Annotated in this window: 14 protein-coding genes, 2 tRNA genes and 4 rRNA genes (1 of these 20 only partly in view); 12 read left to right on the top strand and 8 right to left on the bottom strand. The window is 59.4% G+C overall.

The genetic code is table 11. The annotated features are described in order from the left end of the window. Positions 1–81: 81 nt before the first annotated feature. Together AC1ZV1_RS03035 and speD are read left to right on the top strand one after the other, a co-directional pair. Positions 82–504: an OsmC family protein gene (locus AC1ZV1_RS03035; RefSeq protein WP_015475289.1), complete on the top strand. Its 423-nt coding sequence runs from the start codon at positions 82–84 to the stop codon at positions 502–504. 226 nt (positions 505–730) lie between these two features. Beyond that, positions 731–1,525, top strand: coding sequence for an adenosylmethionine decarboxylase (gene speD, locus AC1ZV1_RS03040; RefSeq protein WP_259759008.1), 795 nt, complete (start codon positions 731–733; stop codon positions 1,523–1,525). Between the two features lie 173 nt (positions 1,526–1,698). Here the strand turns inward: speD and coq7 are convergent, their stop codons facing one another. The 6 genes from coq7 to hemJ form a co-directional block, all read right to left on the bottom strand. After that, entirely contained in the window at positions 1,699–2,346 is a 648-nt protein-coding gene (gene coq7 / locus AC1ZV1_RS03045) for a 2-polyprenyl-3-methyl-6-methoxy-1,4-benzoquinone monooxygenase (RefSeq protein WP_484295483.1), read from the bottom strand. 98 nt (positions 2,347–2,444) lie between these two features. Beyond that, a complete protein-coding gene (locus AC1ZV1_RS03050; RefSeq protein WP_484295484.1) occupies positions 2,445–2,783 on the bottom strand; it encodes a histidine triad nucleotide-binding protein in 339 nt (112 codons plus the stop codon). Positions 2,784–2,855: 72 nt separating this feature from the next. Then, positions 2,856–3,644: an SDR family NAD(P)-dependent oxidoreductase gene (locus AC1ZV1_RS03055; RefSeq protein WP_484295485.1), complete on the bottom strand. Its 789-nt coding sequence runs from the start codon at positions 3,642–3,644 to the stop codon at positions 2,856–2,858. 55 nt (positions 3,645–3,699) lie between these two features. Then, entirely contained in the window at positions 3,700–4,794 is a 1,095-nt protein-coding gene (locus AC1ZV1_RS03060; protein ID WP_484295486.1) for a DUF805 domain-containing protein, read from the bottom strand. Positions 4,795–4,899: 105 nt separating this feature from the next. Further along, entirely contained in the window at positions 4,900–5,868 is a 969-nt protein-coding gene (locus AC1ZV1_RS03065) for an NAD(P)H-dependent flavin oxidoreductase (RefSeq protein WP_484295487.1), read from the bottom strand. A gap of 19 nt (positions 5,869–5,887) precedes the next feature. Then, the gene (hemJ, locus tag AC1ZV1_RS03070; protein WP_416782459.1) at positions 5,888–6,313 is read right to left on the bottom strand and encodes a protoporphyrinogen oxidase HemJ; all 426 of its coding nucleotides are present in this window, start codon (positions 6,311–6,313) and stop codon (positions 5,888–5,890) included. A 157-nt stretch (positions 6,314–6,470) separates the two neighbouring features. On the opposite strand from hemJ, the gene AC1ZV1_RS03075 reads away from it, so the two are divergent. The 3 genes from AC1ZV1_RS03075 (at position 6,471) to erpA (ending at position 9,448) form a co-directional block, all read left to right on the top strand. Then, positions 6,471–7,838: a chloride channel protein gene (locus AC1ZV1_RS03075; RefSeq protein ID WP_484295488.1), complete on the top strand. Its 1,368-nt coding sequence runs from the start codon at positions 6,471–6,473 to the stop codon at positions 7,836–7,838. A gap of 89 nt (positions 7,839–7,927) precedes the next feature. Next, positions 7,928–8,962: an N-acetyl-gamma-glutamyl-phosphate reductase gene (gene argC / locus AC1ZV1_RS03080; RefSeq protein WP_484295489.1), complete on the top strand. Its 1,035-nt coding sequence runs from the start codon at positions 7,928–7,930 to the stop codon at positions 8,960–8,962. Positions 8,963–9,097: 135 nt separating this feature from the next. Continuing rightward, positions 9,098–9,448, top strand: coding sequence for an iron-sulfur cluster insertion protein ErpA (gene erpA, locus AC1ZV1_RS03085; protein ID WP_045212604.1), 351 nt, complete (start codon positions 9,098–9,100; stop codon positions 9,446–9,448). Between the two features lie 52 nt (positions 9,449–9,500). On the opposite strand, the gene AC1ZV1_RS03090 is transcribed toward erpA, so the two are convergent. Continuing rightward, positions 9,501–10,592, bottom strand: a complete 1,092-nt coding sequence (locus tag AC1ZV1_RS03090) for an anhydro-N-acetylmuramic acid kinase (protein ID WP_484295490.1) — start codon at positions 10,590–10,592, stop codon at positions 9,501–9,503. A gap of 3 nt (positions 10,593–10,595) precedes the next feature. Further along, entirely contained in the window at positions 10,596–12,041 is a 1,446-nt protein-coding gene (locus tag AC1ZV1_RS03095) for a peptidoglycan DD-metalloendopeptidase family protein (RefSeq protein ID WP_484295491.1), read from the bottom strand. Between the two features lie 182 nt (positions 12,042–12,223). On the opposite strand from AC1ZV1_RS03095, the gene tyrS reads away from it, so the two are divergent. The 7 genes from tyrS to AC1ZV1_RS03130 form a co-directional block, all read left to right on the top strand. Then, positions 12,224–13,423 (top strand): tyrosine--tRNA ligase, encoded by a 1,200-nt coding sequence (gene tyrS / locus AC1ZV1_RS03100; RefSeq protein ID WP_484295492.1) that lies wholly within the window; start codon positions 12,224–12,226, stop codon positions 13,421–13,423. 544 nt (positions 13,424–13,967) lie between these two features. After that, a 16S ribosomal RNA gene (locus AC1ZV1_RS03105) occupies positions 13,968–15,504 on the top strand. A gap of 64 nt (positions 15,505–15,568) precedes the next feature. Beyond that, a tRNA-Ile gene (locus tag AC1ZV1_RS03110) sits at positions 15,569–15,645 on the top strand. Between the two features lie 27 nt (positions 15,646–15,672). Continuing rightward, a tRNA-Ala gene (locus tag AC1ZV1_RS03115) sits at positions 15,673–15,748 on the top strand. Between the two features lie 229 nt (positions 15,749–15,977). Further along, positions 15,978–18,868, top strand: a 23S ribosomal RNA gene (locus tag AC1ZV1_RS03120). Positions 18,869–19,002: 134 nt separating this feature from the next. Then, positions 19,003–19,118: ribosomal RNA gene (rrf, locus tag AC1ZV1_RS03125) — 5S ribosomal RNA — on the top strand. Positions 19,119–19,501: 383 nt separating this feature from the next. Continuing rightward, positions 19,502–20,168: ribosomal RNA gene (locus AC1ZV1_RS03130) — 16S ribosomal RNA — on the top strand; it runs 870 nt beyond the window's last position. Together the 16S, 23S and 5S rRNA genes with 2 tRNA genes alongside form the textbook arrangement of a ribosomal RNA operon.

The following is a 20,168-nucleotide window of genomic DNA, read 5'->3' on the forward strand; positions in this document are numbered from 1 at the left end:
GTAACAGCCATCGTGCCCGGTGGGCGTGCTAGAGGGCTGTGATAAGCTGTCGCCCCTTTTATTCCGGCGGAGTTCCTTGCAATGAAAGCGCGAATCCAGTGGGCGGGCGAGGCGATGTTCCTCGGTGAGTCCGGCAGTGGCCACGTCGTGGTGATGGACGGTCCGCCAGACGCTGGTGGCCGCAATCTGGGCGTACGTCCGATGGAGATGCTCCTGCTCGGCCTGGGCGGCTGCACCAACTTCGACGTGGTCAGCATCCTGAAGAAGGGCCGGCAGCCGGTGGAAAGCTGCGAAGCCTTCCTCGAGGCCGAGCGCGCCGACGAAGACCCGAAGGTATTCACCAAGATCCACGTGCACTTCGTGGTCAAGGGCCGTGGCCTGAAGGAAGCCCAGGTGAAGCGTGCGGTCGAGTTGTCGGCCGAGAAATACTGCTCCGCCTCCATCATGCTCGGCCGCGCCGGCGTTGAGATCACTCACGACTACGAGATCGTAGAACTCGGCTGACAGCCCGCTTCATCCTTTCATCATCAAGGGCGTGCAAACTGTGGCAGAGGTCGCCTGACCTCTGCATAATGCGCCACCTTTTTTCAGGGCCATCCGGTCCGAAACCAAGCAACCACAATCGCCATCGCGAAGAGGTGTAAACCGTCCTACGCAGGTGCTGCCATACGCATCTGACGGGCATGCTCAACCACGCGGCAGAGCCGCATTTGATGAGAGTTATCCCACGGTGAAAAGCAAACTCAAGCTCCACGGGTTCAACAACCTGACGAAGACCTTGAGCTTCAACATCTATGACATCTGCTATGCCGAGACGCCTGAAGACCAGCAGGCCTACGTGCAGTACATCGACGAAGAGTACGATGCTGAACGTCTCACGCAGATCCTCACCGATGTTGTCGACATCATTGGCGCAAACATCCTGAACATCGCCCGTCAGGATTACGATCCGCAAGGCGCCAGCGTAACCATCCTGATCTCCGAGCAACCGGTCACCCCGACCGACAGCCAGATCGAGGAATCCCCGGGGCCGCTACCGGACACCATCCTGGCGCACCTCGACAAGAGCCATATCACCGTGCACACCTATCCGGAGATCCATCCGGTGGAAGGCATCGCGACCTTCCGGGTGGACATCGATGTGTCGACCTGCGGCGTCATCTCGCCGCTGAAAGCGCTCAACTACCTCATCCACCAGTTCGACTCGGACATCGTCACCGTGGATTACCGCGTGCGCGGCTTCACCCGAGACGTTGAGGGCAAGAAGCACTTCATCGACCACGAGATCAACTCGATCCAGAACTATCTCTCCGACGACACGTACGAGGCCTATCAGATGACCGACGTGAACGTGTATCAGGAGAACCTGTTCCACACCAAGATGCTGCTCAAGGAGTTCGACCTGGACAACTACCTGTTCGGCGATGCGACCCGCAACCTGTCGCCCGAGCAGCGCAAGCAGGTGGAAGAGCGTGTACGGCACGAGATGCTGGAGATCTTCTACGCGCGCAACATGCCGCGCTGATCGAGCTACTGCGCTGGGTGATACGGCGTTGAAAAGTCAGGCTGAAATGCTCATTTGCTGCAGCAAATTCCACTTTCATCCTGACTTTTCGCCTTGTCTCTCCTGCGCTCGTAACGCTCGATAGAAGAAACGAAAAAGGGCGCCCACTGGGCGCCCCTTTTTTGTCGGCCGGATCAGATCCGGTAGGTGGACTTGGTCATCACCTTGGACAGCAGCGTCATGCCGAACTTCACCGGCGCCGGGAAGCGCAGGCCGCCGGCCTCGATGGCGCTGGTGGCGTGGTGCTCCTCGTCTTCGCGCATCTGCTCGAGGATGGCGCGGGACTTCTGGTCCTCGGCGGGGATCTCCGCCAGGTGCTCGTCCAGGTGCTTGCACACCTGATCCTCGGTGGCGGCGACGAAGCCCAGGCTGACGCGGTCGCTGATCAGCCCGGCAGCGGCCCCGACGCCGAAGGACAGGCCATAGAAGATCGGGTTCAGCACGCTCGGGCGACTGCCCAGTTCGCGGATCCGCTGTTCGCACCAGGCGAGGTGGTCGACTTCCTCGTCGGCGGCTTCTTCCATGGCCTTGCGTACGGTCGGCAGCTTGGCGGTCAGCGCCTGGCCCTGGTACAGCGCCTGGGCGCAGACCTCGCCGGTGTGGTTGATACGCATCAGGCCGGCCACATGGCGGGCGTCAGTGTCGCTGAGCTCGGCGTCGGGCTGGACGATGGCGGGGGACGGGCGTCCCGGATGACCGCTGAAGGGCAGCAGGGTGCGCAGCGCGGCATCGGCCTGCAGCAGGAAGCGATCAGCGGGAGAGTAGTGACGGTCGGCGGACATGGCGCACCTCCGATAAGGAACATTCGCCCGGCAGTTTACCGGATGGCGGATGACAGGTCTTGCCGAGGTGCGCGCAGCGTCTTCGCCCGGCTGGCAGATCAGCCCGGCGGCCAATGCATCTGGCGCTGACCCAGCACGTGCATGTGGATGTGGTGCACGGTCTGGCCACCCAGGTCGTTGCAGTTCATCACCACGCGGAAGCCCTCGTCGCAGCCCTGCTCCTTCGCCAGGCGCTGGGCGGTGAAGAGGATATGCCCGGCCAGCGGCTTGTCCGCCTCGGTCAGGTCGTTGAGGGTGGAGATGTGCGTCTTCGGGATCACCAGGAAATGCACCGGCGCCTGCGGCCCGATGTCATGGAAGGCGACGACCTGGTCATCTTCATAGAGCTTCTTCGCGGGGATGTCCCCGGCGACGATCTTGCAGAACAGACAGTCCACGAAACGTTCCTCCAGCCTGTGCGTAGGTGCGGGAGTTTAGCGCCCGGCGCGAGGCGGCGCCCAGTGGTGGGGTCAGCCGGCCAGTGCGAGGCGATTGATGCGGCCGGCCAGCTTGCGCATGACCCAGCGCGGTAGCAGGCGTACGCCGCAGGCAAAGAGGCGGTTGCGCCAGCCGGGAATGATCAGCGCCGGCGCGCGGCGCAGGGCTTTCACGGCCAGGAAGGCGACTTCCTCGGCGGACATGACGCGCTTGCCGTTGTCCAGCTTGCCCAGGTGCAGGTGGGCGTTGCGGTAGAAGGCCGTGCGCGTCGGTCCGGGGCACAGCACGGAAACCTTGATGCCGCGGCTCTTGAGTTCCTCACGCAGCCCTTCGGAGAAGTGCAGCACGAATGCCTTGCTGGCGAAGTAGCTGCTCATCCAGGGGCCGGGCAGCAGGCTGGCCATGGAGGCGACGTTGAGTATTCGCCCGCCACCCGTGCGCTCCATCATGGCGCCGATGCCATGGCACAGGCGCGCCAGGGCCAGCACATTGAGCTCCAGCAGTTCCTGTTCGCGGGACCAGTCCTGGTCGATGAAGGCCCCGGAGGTCCCGACGCCGGCATTGTTGACCAGCAGCTCGATCTGCCGTCCGCTTTGCTCCAGCTCGTGCAGCAGTCCGGATATCTGCAGCGGCTCGGACAGGTCGCAGACACGGAACAGCACCTCCACGCCGAAGCGTTGCGACAGTTCGCAGGCGATGCTGTCCAGCGCGTCGCGCTGGCGCGCTACCAGGATCAGTGCCTGGCCGCGGCGGGCGAGGGCTTCGGCCAGGGCCAGGCCAATACCGCTGGAAGCGCCGGTGATGAGGGCAAAACGAGGCATTCAGGAGTCTCGGTGGCGAGGTGGCGTTCGACCACGCCCGCCACGGGTTGTTGCATTACTGATCCGAGTCGCCGCCTTCGGTGTCACCACTGCTGAAGTCGCCGTCGGAAGGCTCCGCGGTCGCTGCCGGATCGGCCGCTTCATCACCTTGCTGGTGTTGCGAGGCCTGGGCTGCCTGTGCGCGTTCGACATAGCTCTGGTAGGCCGGGATCGCGATGGCCGCGAGAATACCGCCAAACACCGGGAACAGCAGCCAGGAGAAGGCCAGGACCTTGACGCCGGTGCTGTTGGGCGGCGGCGGCGGGCCGAAGCGGTTGGCGGTCTGCTCACCGGGCATGAACAGCATCAGCAGGCTGAGCACCACGTTGACGAACGGCACGATCAGGGCGAGCCAGAGCCATCCGGACCAGCCCAGGTCATGCAGGCGCTGTACGCCAATAGGCACGCTGAAGACCATCGCGGCAATGACCACGATGGCGATGGCAGCCACGCCCAGAGGGATCGACACGGCCATCAGCAGGCTGGCGACCAGGTAGGCGCCGAAGACGATGAAGGACAGGGCGGCAGACCAGCCGAGATAGCGCACCCGACCGATCCGGCCGGACAGGCTGCGAACCTTCAGCTCGCCGAATTCCGGCAGGTCGTCGCCGACCTTGGCCTGGGGCGGTGCGTACGGCGAGGAGGTGGTGCCCGAGCTGGCTGCTGCGGCCGGCGCGGCGGCTGCCATTTCCGCCTGGCGGGCCAGGTATTTCTCGATGACGATGCCGCAGGCGCTGCACTCGATGGCAGTGGCCTGCTCATGCCCGCACTTGGGACAGGTCATGGTGCCCGTGCTGGTTGTTTCCCCGGCCGCGCGAGCGGCCAGAGTCGCTTCGCTGGGATGGTCGTCGGTTTCCACCAGGCTCAGGCCGGCAATGCCATCGGCTTCCTTGCGGGCATTGGCGCCGGCACCATGGAGGGCGCGGAGATACTTCTCAGCTTCGTCGTCGGATAGGTCGCGCTTGAGCACCACCGGCTGGCCGCTGAACAGTGCTTCAATCTTGGAGGCGTCGCTCTTGAACAGGCGGGCGAGGTTTTCCTTGGCTGTTTCCAGCGGGGTCTGCGGCATCAGCGCGCCGTCGAACACGATCTTGAAGCGGGATTGGTCCATCGGGGCATCCTTGTCTTCTGGCTATGTTGGAATCGCTACAGCGTAATCGGGCCGCCGAGGGCCAACAAGCGGCCCTGGCGGATATATCGTGAGCGGTGCCGCAGCTCAGACCAGCAGTTGGTTGGATAGCCCTGCGCTGCGGGTCAGGGCCTGGCGGTACTCATGGTCGAGTCGGGCGATCAGCTCGCCCACGCTTGGCAGGTCGCGGATGTCGCCGACCCCCTGGCCGGCGGACCAGACGGTCTTCCAGGCCTTGGCTTCGTCGCTCACCGGCTTGAGCTTCTCGCCATAGTTGAGCGAGCCTTTGTCGTTCAGCCGCTGCATGTCGAAGCCGGCGGCCTCCAGGCTCTGGCGCATGAAACTGGCCGGCACACCGGAGACAGCGGGCGTGTGGATGATATCGGCGGCGCGGGCATCGAGCAGCATGTGCTTGTAGTCCTCGGAGGCGGCGCTCTCGCGTGTGGCGATGAAGCGAGTGCCGAGGTAGGCGAGGTCGGCGCCGAGCACCTGGGCGGCGAGAATCTCGTGCCCGTGATTGATGCAGCCGGCCAGCAGCAGGGTCTTGTGGAAGAACTGACGGATCTCGGCGACCAGCGCGAAGGGGCTCCAGGTACCGGCATGGCCGCCGGCGCCGGCAGCCACGGCGATCAGGCCATCGACACCGGCTTCCGCGGCCTTCTCGGCGTGACGGCGGGTGGTGACGTCGTGGAACACCAGGCCACCGTAGCTGTGCACGGCGTCTACTACTTCACGCACCGCGCCGAGGCTGGTGATGACAATGGGTACCTTGTGCTCGACGCAGAGCTTCAGGTCGGCCTGCAGGCGAGGATTGGTAGTGTGGACGATCAGGTTGACTGCATAGGGCGCGGCCTGTGGATCGGCTGCCAGCCCGACTTCGATTTCCTCCAACCAGGCCTTGAAGCCACTGCTCTCGCGCTGGTTCAGCGCGGGGAAGCTGCCGACGATGCCACTCTTGCAGCAGGCCAGTACCAGTTGCGGGTTGGAGACCAGGAACATCGGTGCCGCCACCAGGGGAATACGCAGGCGGCGGTCGAGCAGGGCGGGCAGGGACATGACAGTCTCCTTGTCGGGATCAGAAGGGTTTGACGACCACCAGGATCACGATGGCGATCAGGAACAGGACCGGCACTTCGTTGAACCAGCGGTAGAACACATGGCTGCGACCGTTCTCGCCACGGGCGAAGCGCTTGAGCATGGCACCGCAGGCGTGGTGGTAGCCGATCAGCAGGACCACCAGGGTCAGCTTGGCGTGCATCCAGCCCTGGGTCAGCCAGGCCGGGTTGAGGTAGAGCATCCAGGCGCCGAGGACGATGGTGAGGATCATCGACGGACCCATGATGCCGCGGTACAGCTTGCGCTCCATGACGCAGAAACGTTCGCGGCTGGCGGCGTCCTCGCTCATGGCGTGGTAGACGAACAGGCGCGGGAGATAGAAGAGGCCGGCGAACCAGCAGACCACGGCAACGATATGAAAGGCTTTCAACCACAGGTAAAGCATCGGGACTTCCTCGGATCACGGTTGAGCCGATAGTAGTGGCGCCGTGCAATGGCGTCATCCCCGGGTCTATTACACTGGGGGCGACATCCTTTGTTCCGTCCGTGGCGCTTTGCCGCGTACGCCGCATGGCATCCGGAAGATGCCCGGCCGCTCGCCAATGTCTGAAGCCGATATTCCCGAGACGCCTGCTCAGCCGCCACGCGACGTTGCTGAGCGGCCGATTCCCAAACGTACGCTGGCGCGGCATCCGTTGCTGCGCCAATGGCGGCGCAACCTGGCGTTCTGGGTTGGCGCCCTGCTGGTGGGCCTGGTGGCACTGGCTTTCGCTCATCTGGCGGATCTCGCCAGTGCGACCTTCCGCGGCGTGGTCGCACACAGTCCGTGGTGGCCCTGGCTCATTTGTCCGCTGGGATTTGCCAGCCTGGTCTGGCTGACTCAGGGCGCGCTGAAGAACACCCGTGGCAGTGGCATTCCGCAAGTCATCGTGGCGCTGGAGCAGCGCAGCAGCCGTACGCGCAATGCCTTGCTGTCGGTGCGAATCGCCGTGGGCAAACTGGCGATGACGCTGATGGCGCTGCTGGTGGGAGCCTCGGCCGGCCGTGAGGGGCCGACAGTGCACATCGGCGCGGCGCTGATGTACTCGTTCGGCCGTCGCCTGGGTCTCTATGACAAGCGCACGGTGTCCGGCCTGATCGTTGCGGGTGGCGCGGCGGGCATTGCGGCGGCCTTCAATACGCCGCTGGGCGGGGTGGTTTTCGCCATCGAGGAACTGAGCCGCACCTTCGAGCAGCGTTTCAGCGGGCTGGTGTTGACCGCCGTCCTTCTGGGCGGGATGGTCACGCTCGGCCTGATGGGCAGCTACAGCTATTTCGGCCGGCTTTCGGAAAGCATGCCGCTGGGGCCGGCGTGGATCGCCGTGGTGGCTTGCGGGGTGCTCGGCGGTCTGCTCGGCGGTCTCTATTGCCGTCTGGTGCTGCCGACGCAGCGGGGACCTCTGAGGTTCATCAGTCGTTGGCGTGGACGCTGGCCGATACGCTTTGCCGCCGTCTGTGGGCTGGTGCTCGCGCTGCTCGGTCTGCTGTCCGGGCAGCACGTGTTCGGCACCGGTTATGCCGAGACCCGCTCGATCCTTGAAGGGCAGCCGTTGGTTGAGCATGACTTCCTCCTGTGGAAGTTCATCGCCAACGTGATCTCCTTCATCGCCGGCATCCCGGGTGGCCTGTTCTCGCCCTCGCTGACGGTCGGTGCCAGCCTGGCCCCCTGGCTTACGCCGCTGATTCCTGGCGCAACCCTGCCGGCGGTCGCGCTGCTGGGGATGTCCGCGTATCTCGCTGGCGTGACGCGCACACCGCTCACCTCCACGGTGATCACGGTCGAGATGTCCCATAGTCCGGACATGCTGATCCCGATCCTCGCAGCCACGCTATTGGCCAGTGGAGTCTCGGCGCGCCTGAACCCGCTGCCGATCTATCACGCGCTCGCCCGTCAGATGCAGGAAACCCTCGCGCCGACCAAAGGGCCCTGAACCCGCACACTTTCACTCTGTTCAGCAGGGGCAGCGGCTCATATCATGGCTGCCCCTGAATTTGGCCCCATAGGTGGAGTGACAGGCAGATGATCAAGGTTGGCATCGTAGGCGGTACGGGTTACACGGGCGTGGAACTGCTGCGCCTGCTGGCACAGCATCCCCAGGCACGCGTCGAGGTGATCACCTCGCGCTCCGAGGAAGGCGTGAAAGTCGCCGACATGTACCCGAACCTGCGAGGCCACTACGACGGCCTGGCCTTCAGCGTGCCGGACGTGAAGCGTCTGGGCGAGTGCGACGTGGTGTTCTTCGCCACCCCGCACGGCGTGGCCCACGCGCTAGCCGGCGAACTGCTGGCGACCGGTACCCGGGTGATCGACCTGTCCGCGGACTTCCGTCTGCAGGATGCCGAGGAGTGGGCCAAGTGGTACGGCCAGCCCCATGGCGCGCCGGAGCTGCTGCCCGAGGCGGTTTACGGTCTGCCTGAAGTGAACCGTGAGGCCATCAAGTCCGCACGTCTGATCGCCGTTCCCGGTTGCTACCCGACCGCTACCCAGCTCGGCCTCATCCCGCTGCTGGAGAATGGCCTGGCCGATGCCAGCCAACTGATCGCCGACTGCAAGTCCGGCGTCAGCGGTGCCGGCCGTGGCGCCAAGGTCGGTTCGCTGTTCTGCGAAGCCGGCGAGAGCATGATGGCTTACTCGGTGAAAGGTCACCGTCACCTGCCGGAAATCAGCCAGGGCCTGCGCCGTGCGGCCAAGGGTGATGTCGGTCTGACCTTCGTACCGCACCTGACCCCGATGATCCGTGGGATTCATGCGACCCTCTATGCGCGCGTTGCCGATCGTGGCGTCGATCTGCAGAAGCTGTATGAAGAGCGTTACGCCAACGAGCCGTTCGTCGATGTGATGCCGGCTGGCAGCCATCCGGAGACCCGCAGCGTGCGTGGCGCCAACGTCTGCCGAATCGCGGTGCACCGTCCGCAGGGCGGCGACCTGGTGGTGATCCTGTCGGTCATCGACAACCTGGTGAAGGGCGCGTCCGGCCAGGCGATCCAGAACATGAACATCCTGTTCGGCCTGGATGAGCACCTGGGCCTGTCGAACGTCGCGCTGTTGCCGTAAGGAACGATTGCCTCGGAAAACGGCCCATTGATCTGGACCAATGGATGAGTCGGATTAGTTGACCGTTTTTCTGGGGTAAGCGGATAATAGTCCGCAATGTTGTAACGTACGGCTTCGGCCGGGAGAGTTTTCATCATGACCATCGAAACCTTCACCCCCACTCCGCTGATGTTCTCGCAAGGCGCTGCGAACAAGGTGAAGAACCTGATCGACGAAGAAGGCAATCCGCGCCTCAAGCTGCGGGTATTCGTCACGGGCGGTGGCTGTTCGGGCTTCCAGTACGGCTTCACCTTCGATGAAGACACCGCGGACGACGACACCATCGTCGAGCGTGACGGCGTCAACCTCGTGGTCGATCCGATGAGCTTCCAGTACCTCGCCGGTGCGGAAGTGGACTATCAGGAAGGCCTCGAAGGTTCGCGGTTCGTTATCAAGAACCCGAACGCAGCGACCACCTGCGGCTGCGGTCAGTCCTTCTCGATCTGATGCCGTAGAAGCAAAAACGCCGCAAATGCGCGGCGTTTTTGTTTGTGAGGGCTCAGGCGGGGTAAAGCGCGCCAAGGATGCGCGGCCCCTGTGCAGCGGTGACCTCCGGGCAGTTGCCGGGCTCGCGTTCGAGGAAGCGATGAGCCAGCCAGGCGAAGGCCATGGCTTCCATCCATTCCGGCGGTACACCGCGGTCGATACTGCTGATCACGCTGGCGCCAGGCATGTGCGCAGCCAGGCGCAGCATCAGTGTCGCGTTGAAGGCACCGCCACCGCAAACCACCACCTCCTCGCAGCCCGGCTGCGCATCCAGCAGCGCTGTCGCGATGCTTTGTGCGGTCAGTTCCAGCAAGGTTGCCTGCACATCCTCGGCCTTTGCCGGCCCGTGATCGGCCAGAATCGCGTTCAGCCAGTTCAGGTTGAAGCGCTCGCGCCCGGTGCTCTTCGGGCCTTTGGCAGCGAAGAAGTCGTCGGCCAGCATCCTTCGCAGGAGTGCGTTATCGATGCTGCCGCTGGCAGCCCAGGCGCCGTCGCGGTCATAGGCTTCGTCACGTTGTTGCTGAATCCAGGCATCCAGCAGGACATTGCCAGGGCCGCAATCGAAGCCGCGAACCGGCTTGCCGGGGCTCAGCAGCGAGACGTTGCTGAAGCCGCCAACGTTGAGGATCGCGCACTCGCGGCCATCGCTACCGAACAGCGCCTGGTGGAAGGCGGGTACCAGCGGTGCACCCTGGCCGCCGGCGGCAACATCGCGGCGGCGGAAGTCGGCCACCACGTCGATACCGGTCAACTCGGCGAGCAGGGCCGGGTTACCGATCTGCACCGTGAAGCCCAGATGCGGTTCGTGGCGAATGGTCTGGCCGTGACTGCCGATGGCGCGAATCGCGCTGGCGCTCAACGTTTCGCGAGCAAGGAGTTCATTGATGCCCTGGGCCGCCAGGCGCACCCAGCTGTTCTCAGCGAGGGCGGAGCGGGCTATCTCGTCAGGGCCGGAGGAGCAGAGTGCCAGGAGGTCGGCGCGCAGCGCTGCTGGCATGGGGAGGTAGTGGGAGGCGAGCAGAGTGGTCTGCTCGCCTTGCTCGATCAGGGCGATGTCCAGTCCGTCGAGACTGGTACCGGACATCACCCCCAGATAGAGCGGCATGGCTCAGCGCTTGTTCAGGGCCAGGAAGGTTGCCTTCTCCTGGTCCATCCGCGCGATCAGCGGTTGCGCCTGCGCCATGAAGCGCTTGCGCTCCGGACCGGTCAGTGGATCGGCGGTCGGCAGTTTGGCGCTCAGCGGGTCGACGTGCTGGCCGTTGACCTGGAACTCGTAGTGCAGGTGCGGTCCGGTGGCGAGGCCGGTCATGCCGACGTAGCCGATGATCTGGCCCTGTTTCACGGCGACGCCCGAGCGGATGCCCTTGGCGAAGCGGCTCATGTGGCCGTAGACGGTGCGGTAGCGCTGGCCGTGCTGGATCACCACGGCGTTGCCGTAGCCACCCTTGCGACCGGCCTCGAGGATCTTGCCGTCGCCGGTGGCCTTGATCGGCGTGCCGATCGGCGCTGCGTAGTCCACGCCCTTGTGTGCACGAATCTTGTTCAGGATCGGGTGGAAACGCCCGATGGAGAAGCGCGAGCTGATGCGGGCGAAGTCGACCGGAGTGCGGATGAATGCTTTGCGCATGCTGCTGCCATCGGCGCGCAGGTAGCTGGTGCTGCCCTGTTTGCTGGTGTAGCGCACCGCGGTGTATTCCTTCCCGCGGTTGACGAAGCGCACCGCGAGGATGCTGCCAGTGCCGACCTGTTTGCCTTTCACCTGCTGCGACTCGTAGATCACGTCGAATTCGTCGCCTTCGCGAATATCCTGAGCGAAGTCGATGTCGTAGCCGAGGATGTTGGCCATCGACATGATCAGGTCATGAGACAGGCCCGCATTCTTTCCTGCGACGAACAACGAGCTGTCGATGCGGCCATGGGCATAGTTGGAGTGCACCGAGGGTTTGACCAGGTCGCGCTTGAAGTCATAGCCCTTGGCGGACTTGTTCAGGCTGATGGTCTCCAGGTCGCTGCGCTTGACCTTCAGGCCCTGCAGTTCGCCCTTGGTGTCAATGAGGAAATCCACGTCCTGGCCGATATCAAGACGGGTGAACTGCTTGGCGTCCTTGTTGGCGGCAAGCATGTCGTGCACGACGTTCGCCGGCAGGCCGGCCTTCGCGAACACGGTGGAAAGGGTGTCGCCCTTGCCCACGGTCACGCTTTTCCACGCGGGGTCTGCGGAAGCGGTGGGGGAGGGGGGCTGGTTCGAATCGGCGAGATCGTTCTTCTTTTCCGCGTCTTTTCCGGCGCTGTTCTGGTTGTTCGGCTGGCCTTCGATCTGTGCAAAAGGCGAAGAGCCGTCGTCTTCCGTGACCGCATTGGGTCGAAGATCGTCTTTTTCCTGGAGGATTTGCTCGGTACCGCTTTCCAGCTCGAGATTGAGCGAGGTCTTCTTCGCCTCGACCTCGGCCGAGGGGAACACCAGCAGAGCCAGGCTGAGGAGCGCTGCTACACCGCTTGCGGCCAGCAGATGGCTCTTCGGATAGTACGGCGCTTTCTGATCGGATTGCGTCATGGCGTGAGTGGTGTTTTTGGAATGTGAAATAACTGCCTAAAATATAACCAAATTCCCTCTGAGGCAACCCTGATGTCGGGCTTCTGACGTCCTGTCTTCTGGCGCTGGGCAAAACTTGTTTTTAGTGCCTGTTCTTGTATCGTTGGTTCCCTTTCGCAATTCGCAACGTACAGGAACCTGCAATGAAGTCGGTCGAAGAGCAGCTGGCGCTGATCCAGCGCGGAGCAGACGAAATTCTCGTGGAGGCCGAGCTGATCGAAAAGCTCAAGCGTGGCCAGCCCCTGCGTATCAAGGCCGGCTTCGACCCGACCGCCCCCGACCTGCATCTGGGTCATACCGTCCTTATTAATAAGCTGCGCCAGTTCCAGGATCTGGGCCATCAGGTGATCTTCCTGATCGGTGACTTCACTGGGATGATCGGTGACCCCAGTGGGAAAAGTGTTACCCGCCCACCCCTCACTCGCGAGCAGGTTCTCGAGAACGCCGAGACGTACAAGGCCCAGGTCTTCAAGATTCTCGATCCGGCGAAGACCGAAGTGGCCTTCAATTCCACCTGGATGGACCAGCTTTCCCCCGCTGATTTCATTCGTCTGGCTTCCCAGTACACCGTTGCTCGCATGCTGGAACGCGATGATTTCAGCAAACGCTATGCCAGTAATCAGTCCATCGCCATTCATGAGTTCCTCTACCCACTGGTTCAGGGGTACGACTCGGTGGCCCTGCGTGCGGACGTCGAGCTCGGCGGCACCGACCAGAAGTTCAACCTGCTGATGGGGCGCGAGCTCCAGCGCGCCTATGATCAGGAGCCGCAGTGCATCCTGACCATGCCGCTACTCGAAGGCTTGGACGGCGTGAAGAAGATGTCCAAGTCCCTGGGTAACTACATTGGTATCCAGGAGGCGCCGGGCGTCATGTACAGCAAGCTGGTCTCCATTCCCGATACCTTGATGTGGCGCTACTTCGAGCTGCTCAGCTTCCGTTCCATGGATGAGATCGAGGGCTTCCGGATGGATGTCGAGGCTGGCGCCAACCCGCGCGACATCAAGATCAAGCTGGCGGAAGAGATCGTTGCTCGCTTCCATGGTGAAGAGGCGGCTGCTTCTGCGCACAAGTCCGCTGGCAATCGCCTGAAAGAGGGTGAGCTGCCGGAGGACTTGCCGGAAGTTGAGGTAGCGGCTTCCGAGGATCTGCCCATTGGGGCCGTCCTTAATAAAGCAGGCCTGGTGAAGAACTCCGCGGTTGCGCGCGATCTGCTGTCGTCCGGCGGTGTGCGCGTAGACGGCGAGGTGGTGGATCGCAGCTTCGTCTTCAAGGTGGGTGCTATCCACGTCCTGCAGGCCGGCAAAAAGGCTTTCGCTCGCGTCTCCCTGGTCGCGGAGTGAAGAAAGTTTAAATTAGTCGTTGACGGCCGATTTAAACTCCCTATAATGCGCACCACTCCCAGCGACGAAGCGCTGAAAGAACTTGAAAATCAAGTACTTACAGAGGTCTTAAGTTGAGAGTGGTGGTCAGGCAGGTGATTCACTTGTCGCTTTCGTCAGTCGCTTTGGTGGCTCGCTGAAAAGAAGATCGCCGAGGTGCTTGACAGTGAGTTCGATCGCTGTAGAATGCGCCTCCCGCTGATGAGAAGGTTTCCTTCGCTGAGGCACAAGCGATTGAGTAGAAAAGAAATTTTCGAAAAATAAAGCTTGACGAAAGATGAGGTTAGCGTAGAATGCGCGCCTCGGTTGAGACGAAAGCCTTAACCAACTGCTCTTTAACAAGTTGAATCAAGCAATTCGTGTGGGTGCTTGTGATGTAAGACTGATGATCGACTGATTATCAGCAACGCAAGTAACACTCGTGAATTCGAGAGTTTTAGCTCTTTAAATAGAGCATGCGATTGCTGAGCCAAGTTTAGGGTTTTCTCAAAACCCAAGCAGTATTGAACTGAAGAGTTTGATCATGGCTCAGATTGAACGCTGGCGGCAGGCCTAACACATGCAAGTCGAGCGGATGAGTGGAGCTTGCTCCATGATTCAGCGGCGGACGGGTGAGTAATGCCTAGGAATCTGCCTGGTAGTGGGGGACAACGTTTCGAAAGGAACGCTAATACCGCATACGTCCTACGGGAGAAAGCAGGGGACCTTCGGGCCTTGCGCTATCAGATGAGCCTAGGTCGGATTAGCTAGTTGGTGGGGTAAAGGCCTACCAAGGCGACGATCCGTAACTGGTCTGAGAGGATGATCAGTCACACTGGAACTGAGACACGGTCCAGACTCCTACGGGAGGCAGCAGTGGGGAATATTGGACAATGGGCGAAAGCCTGATCCAGCCATGCCGCGTGTGTGAAGAAGGTCTTCGGATTGTAAAGCACTTTAAGTTGGGAGGAAGGGCAGTAAGTTAATACCTTGCTGTTTTGACGTTACCAACAGAATAAGCACCGGCTAACTTCGTGCCAGCAGCCGCGGTAATACGAAGGGTGCAAGCGTTAATCGGAATTACTGGGCGTAAAGCGCGCGTAGGTGGTTTGGTAAGATGGATGTGAAATCCCCGGGCTCAACCTGGGAACTGCATCCATAACTGCCTGACTAGAGTACGGTAGAGGGTGGTGGAATTTCCTGTGTAGCGGTGAAATGCGTAGATATAGGAAGGAACACCAGTGGCGAAGGCGACCACCTGGACTGATACTGACACTGAGGTGCGAAAGCGTGGGGAGCAAACAGGATTAGATACCCTGGTAGTCCACGCCGTAAACGATGTCGACTAGCCGTTGGGATCCTTGAGATCTTAGTGGCGCAGCTAACGCGATAAGTCGACCGCCTGGGGAGTACGGCCGCAAGGTTAAAACTCAAATGAATTGACGGGGGCCCGCACAAGCGGTGGAGCATGTGGTTTAATTCGAAGCAACGCGAAGAACCTTACCTGGCCTTGACATGTCCGGAATCTTGCAGAGATGCGAGAGTGCCTTCGGGAATCGGAACACAGGTGCTGCATGGCTGTCGTCAGCTCGTGTCGTGAGATGTTGGGTTAAGTCCCGTAACGAGCGCAACCCTTGTCCTTAGTTACCAGCACGTTATGGTGGGCACTCTAAGGAGACTGCCGGTGACAAACCGGAGGAAGGTGGGGATGACGTCAAGTCATCATGGCCCTTACGGCCAGGGCTACACACGTGCTACAATGGTCGGTACAGAGGGTTGCCAAGCCGCGAGGTGGAGCTAATCCCATAAAACCGATCGTAGTCCGGATCGCAGTCTGCAACTCGACTGCGTGAAGTCGGAATCGCTAGTAATCGTGAATCAGAATGTCACGGTGAATACGTTCCCGGGCCTTGTACACACCGCCCGTCACACCATGGGAGTGGGTTGCTCCAGAAGTAGCTAGTCTAACCGCAAGGGGGACGGTTACCACGGAGTGATTCATGACTGGGGTGAAGTCGTAACAAGGTAGCCGTAGGGGAACCTGCGGCTGGATCACCTCCTTAATCGAAGATCTCAGCTTCTTCATAAGCTCCCACACGAATTGCTTGATTCACTGGTTAGACGATTGGGTCTGTAGCTCAGTTGGTTAGAGCGCACCCCTGATAAGGGTGAGGTCGGCAGTTCGAATCTGCCCAGACCCACCAATTGTTGTGGTGTGCTGCTGATCCGATGGGGCCATAGCTCAGCTGGGAGAGCGCCTGCTTTGCACGCAGGAGGTCAGGAGTTCGATCCTCCTTGGCTCCACCATTAATCGTCGAAAGCTCAGACATGAATGTTCAGGTTGAACGAACATTGATGTCTGGTCTTTGTGCCAGAACTGTTCTTTAAAAATTTGGGTATGTGATAGAAGTAGACTGAATAATCTCTTTCACTGGTGATTATTCAAGTCAAGGTAAAATTTGCGAGTTCAAGCGCGAATTTTCGGCGAATGTCGTCTTCACGTTCGAGACAATAACCAGATTGCTTGGGGTTATATGGTCAAGTGAAGAAGCGCATACGGTGGATGCCTTGGCAGTCAGAGGCGATGAAAGACGTGGTAGCCTGCGATAAGCTTCGGGGAGTCGGCAAACAGACTTTGATCCGGAGATCTCTGAATGGGGAAACCCACCCGAGATAACTCGGGTATCTTGCACTGAATACATAGGTGTAAGAGGCGAACCAGGGGAACTGAAACATCTAAGTACCCTGAGGAAAAGAAATCAACCGAGATTCCCTTAGTAGTGGCGAGCGAACGGGGATTAGCCCTTAAGCTTCTTTGAATCTAACAGAACGCTCTGGAAAGTGCGGCCATAGTGGGTGATAGCCCCGTATGTGAAAGGTTCTTTGAAGTGAAATCGAGTAGGACGGAGCACGAGAAACTTTGTCTGAATATGGGGGGACCATCCTCCAAGGCTAAATACTACTGACTGACCGATAGTGAACCAGTACCGTGAGGGAAAGGCGAAAAGAACCCCGGAGAGGGGAGTGAAATAGAACCTGAAACCGTATGCGTACAAGCAGTGGGAGCCTACTTGTTAGGTGACTGCGTACCTTTTGTATAATGGGTCAGCGACTTATATTCAGTGGCGAGCTTAACCGTATAGGGAAGGCGTAGCGAAAGCGAGTCTTAATAGGGCGTTTTAGTCGCTGGGTATAGACCCGAAACCGGGCGATCTATCCATGAGCAGGTTGAAGGTTAGGTAACACTGACTGGAGGACCGAACCCACTCCCGTTGAAAAGGTAGGGGATGACTTGTGGATCGGAGTGAAAGGCTAATCAAGCTCGGAGATAGCTGGTTCTCCTCGAAAGCTATTTAGGTAGCGCCTCACGTATCACTCCAGGGGGTAGAGCACTGTTTCGGCTAGGGGGTCATCCCGACTTACCAAACCGATGCAAACTCCGAATACCTGGAAGTGTCAGCGTGGGAGACACACGGCGGGTGCTAACGTCCGTCGTGAAAAGGGAAACAACCCAGACCGTCAGCTAAGGTCCCAAAGTTATGGTTAAGTGGTAAACGATGTGGGAAGGCTTAGACAGCTAGGAGGTTGGCTTAGAAGCAGCCACCCTTTAAAGAAAGCGTAATAGCTCACTAGTCGAGTCGGCCTGCGCGGAAGATGTAACGGGGCTCAAACCATACACCGAAGCTACGGGTGCATCGCAAGATGTGCGGTAGAGGAGCGTTCTGTAAGCCTGTGAAGGTGAGTTGAGAAGCTTGCTGGAGGTATCAGAAGTGCGAATGCTGACATGAGTAACGACAATGGGAGTGAAAAACTCCCACGCCGAAAGACCAAGGGTTCCTGCGCAACGTTAATCGACGCAGGGTTAGTCGGTCCCTAAGGCGAGGCTGAAGAGCGTAGTCGATGGGAAACAGGTTAATATTCCTGTACTTCTAGTTACTGCGATGGAGGGACGGAGAAGGCTAGGCCAGCTTGGCGTTGGTTGTCCAAGTTTAAGGTGGTAGGCAGAGATCTTAGGTAAATCCGGGATCTTAATGCCGAGAGCTGATGACGAGTCATCTTTTAGATGATGAAGTGGTTGATGCCATGCTTCCAGGAAAAGCTTCTAAGCTTCAGGTAACTAGGAACCGTACCCCAAACCGACACAGGTGGTTGGGTAGAGAATACCAAGGCGCTTGAGAGAACTCGGGTGAAGGAACTAGGCAAAATGGCACCGTAACTTCGGGAGAAGGTGCGCCGGCGAGGGTTAAGGATTTACTCCGTAAGCCCATGCCGGTCGAAGATACCAGGCCGCTGCGACTGTTTATTAAAAACACAGCACTCTGCAAACACGAAAGTGGACGTATAGGGTGTGACGCCTGCCCGGTGCCGGAAGGTTAATTGATGGGGTTAGCGAAAGCGAAGCTCTTGATCGAAGCCCCGGTAAACGGCGGCCGTAACTATAACGGTCCTAAGGTAGCGAAATTCCTTGTCGGGTAAGTTCCGACCTGCACGAATGGCGTAACGATGGCGGCGCTGTCTCCACCCGAGACTCAGTGAAATTGAAATCGCTGTGAAGATGCAGTGTATCCGCGGCTAGACGGAAAGACCCCGTGAACCTTTACTGTAGCTTTGCACTGGACTTTGAGCCTGCTTGTGTAGGATAGGTGGGAGGCTTTGAAGCGTGGACGCCAGTCTGCGTGGAGCCATCCTTGAAATACCACCCTGGCATGCTTGAGGTTCTAACTCTGGTCCGTTATCCGGATCGAGGACAGTGTATGGTGGGCAGTTTGACTGGGGCGGTCTCCTCCTAAAGAGTAACGGAGGAGTACGAAGGTGCGCTCAGACCGGTCGGAAATCGGTCGTAGAGTATAAAGGCAAAAGCGCGCTTGACTGCGAGACAGACACGTCGAGCAGGTACGAAAGTAGGTCTTAGTGATCCGGTGGTTCTGTATGGAAGGGCCATCGCTCAACGGATAAAAGGTACTCCGGGGATAACAGGCTGATACCGCCCAAGAGTTCATATCGACGGCGGTGTTTGGCACCTCGATGTCGGCTCATCACATCCTGGGGCTGAAGCCGGTCCCAAGGGTATGGCTGTTCGCCATTTAAAGTGGTACGCGAGCTGGGTTTAGAACGTCGTGAGACAGTTCGGTCCCTATCTGCCGTGGACGTTTGAGATTTGAGAGGGGCTGCTCCTAGTACGAGAGGACCGGAGTGGACGAACCTCTGGTGTTCCGGTTGTCACGCCAGTGGCATTGCCGGGTAGCTATGTTCGGAATAGATAACCGCTGAAAGCATCTAAGCGGGAAACTAGCCTCAAGATGAGATCTCACTGGGAACTTGATTCCCCTGAAGGGCCGTCGAAGACTACGACGTTGATAGGTCGGGTGTGTAAGCGCTGTGAGGCGTTGAGCTAACCGATACTAATTGCCCGTGAGGCTTGACCATATAACACCCAAACAATTTGCGTGTTGTACGGTGAAGACGTAACGAACCGAAAGTTCGTGTGAACCGCAAATTACCTGTCACATACCTGAATCTGGATGAGCGTGTGCACCTGCAACGAGCATCCGAAAGAATTGCTTGACGACCATAGAGCGTTGGAACCACCTGATCCCATCCCGAACTCAGTAGTGAAACGACGCATCGCCGATGGTAGTGTGGAGTTTCTCCATGTGAGAGTAGGTCATCGTCAAGCTCCTATCCCAAAGCCCCGGTCAGCTTCGCTGTTCGGGGCTTTGCCTATTAGTGTAAGCACACAGTTTGTGCTTGCTGCTGACGAGGGTTGCGACTCTCCGAAGCACAAGCGATTGAGTAGAAAAGAAATTTTCGAAAAATAAAGCTTGACGGAAAGAGAGGTTAGCGTAGAATGCGCGCCTCGGTTGAGACGAAAGCCTTAACCAACTGCTCTTTAACAAGTTGAATCAAGCAATTCGTGTGGGTGCTTGTGATGTAAGACTGATGATCGACTGATTATCAGCAACGCAAGTAACACTCGTGAATTCGAGAGTTTTAGCTCTTTAAATAGAGCATGCGATTGCTGAGCCAAGTTTAGGGTTTTCTCAAAACCCAAGCAGTATTGAACTGAAGAGTTTGATCATGGCTCAGATTGAACGCTGGCGGCAGGCCTAACACATGCAAGTCGAGCGGATGAGTGGAGCTTGCTCCATGATTCAGCGGCGGACGGGTGAGTAATGCCTAGGAATCTGCCTGGTAGTGGGGGACAACGTTTCGAAAGGAACGCTAATACCGCATACGTCCTACGGGAGAAAGCAGGGGACCTTCGGGCCTTGCGCTATCAGATGAGCCTAGGTCGGATTAGCTAGTTGGTGGGGTAAAGGCCTACCAAGGCGACGATCCGTAACTGGTCTGAGAGGATGATCAGTCACACTGGAACTGAGACACGGTCCAGACTCCTACGGGAGGCAGCAGTGGGGAATATTGGACAATGGGCGAAAGCCTGATCCAGCCATGCCGCGTGTGTGAAGAAGGTCTTCGGATTGTAAAGCACTTTAAGTTGGGAGGAAGGGCAGTAAGTTAATACCTTGCTGTTTTGACGTTACCAACAGAATAAGCACCGGCTAACTTCGTGCCAGCAGCCGCGGTAATACGAAGGGTGCAAGCGTTAATCGGAATTACTGGGCGTAAAGCGCGCGTAGGTGGTTTGGTAAGATGGATGTGAAATCCCCGGGCTCAACCTGGGAACTGCATCCATAACTGCCTGACTAGAGTACGGTAGAGGGTGGTG

It is taken from the genome of Pseudomonas sp. BB438, from assembly GCF_057180225.1.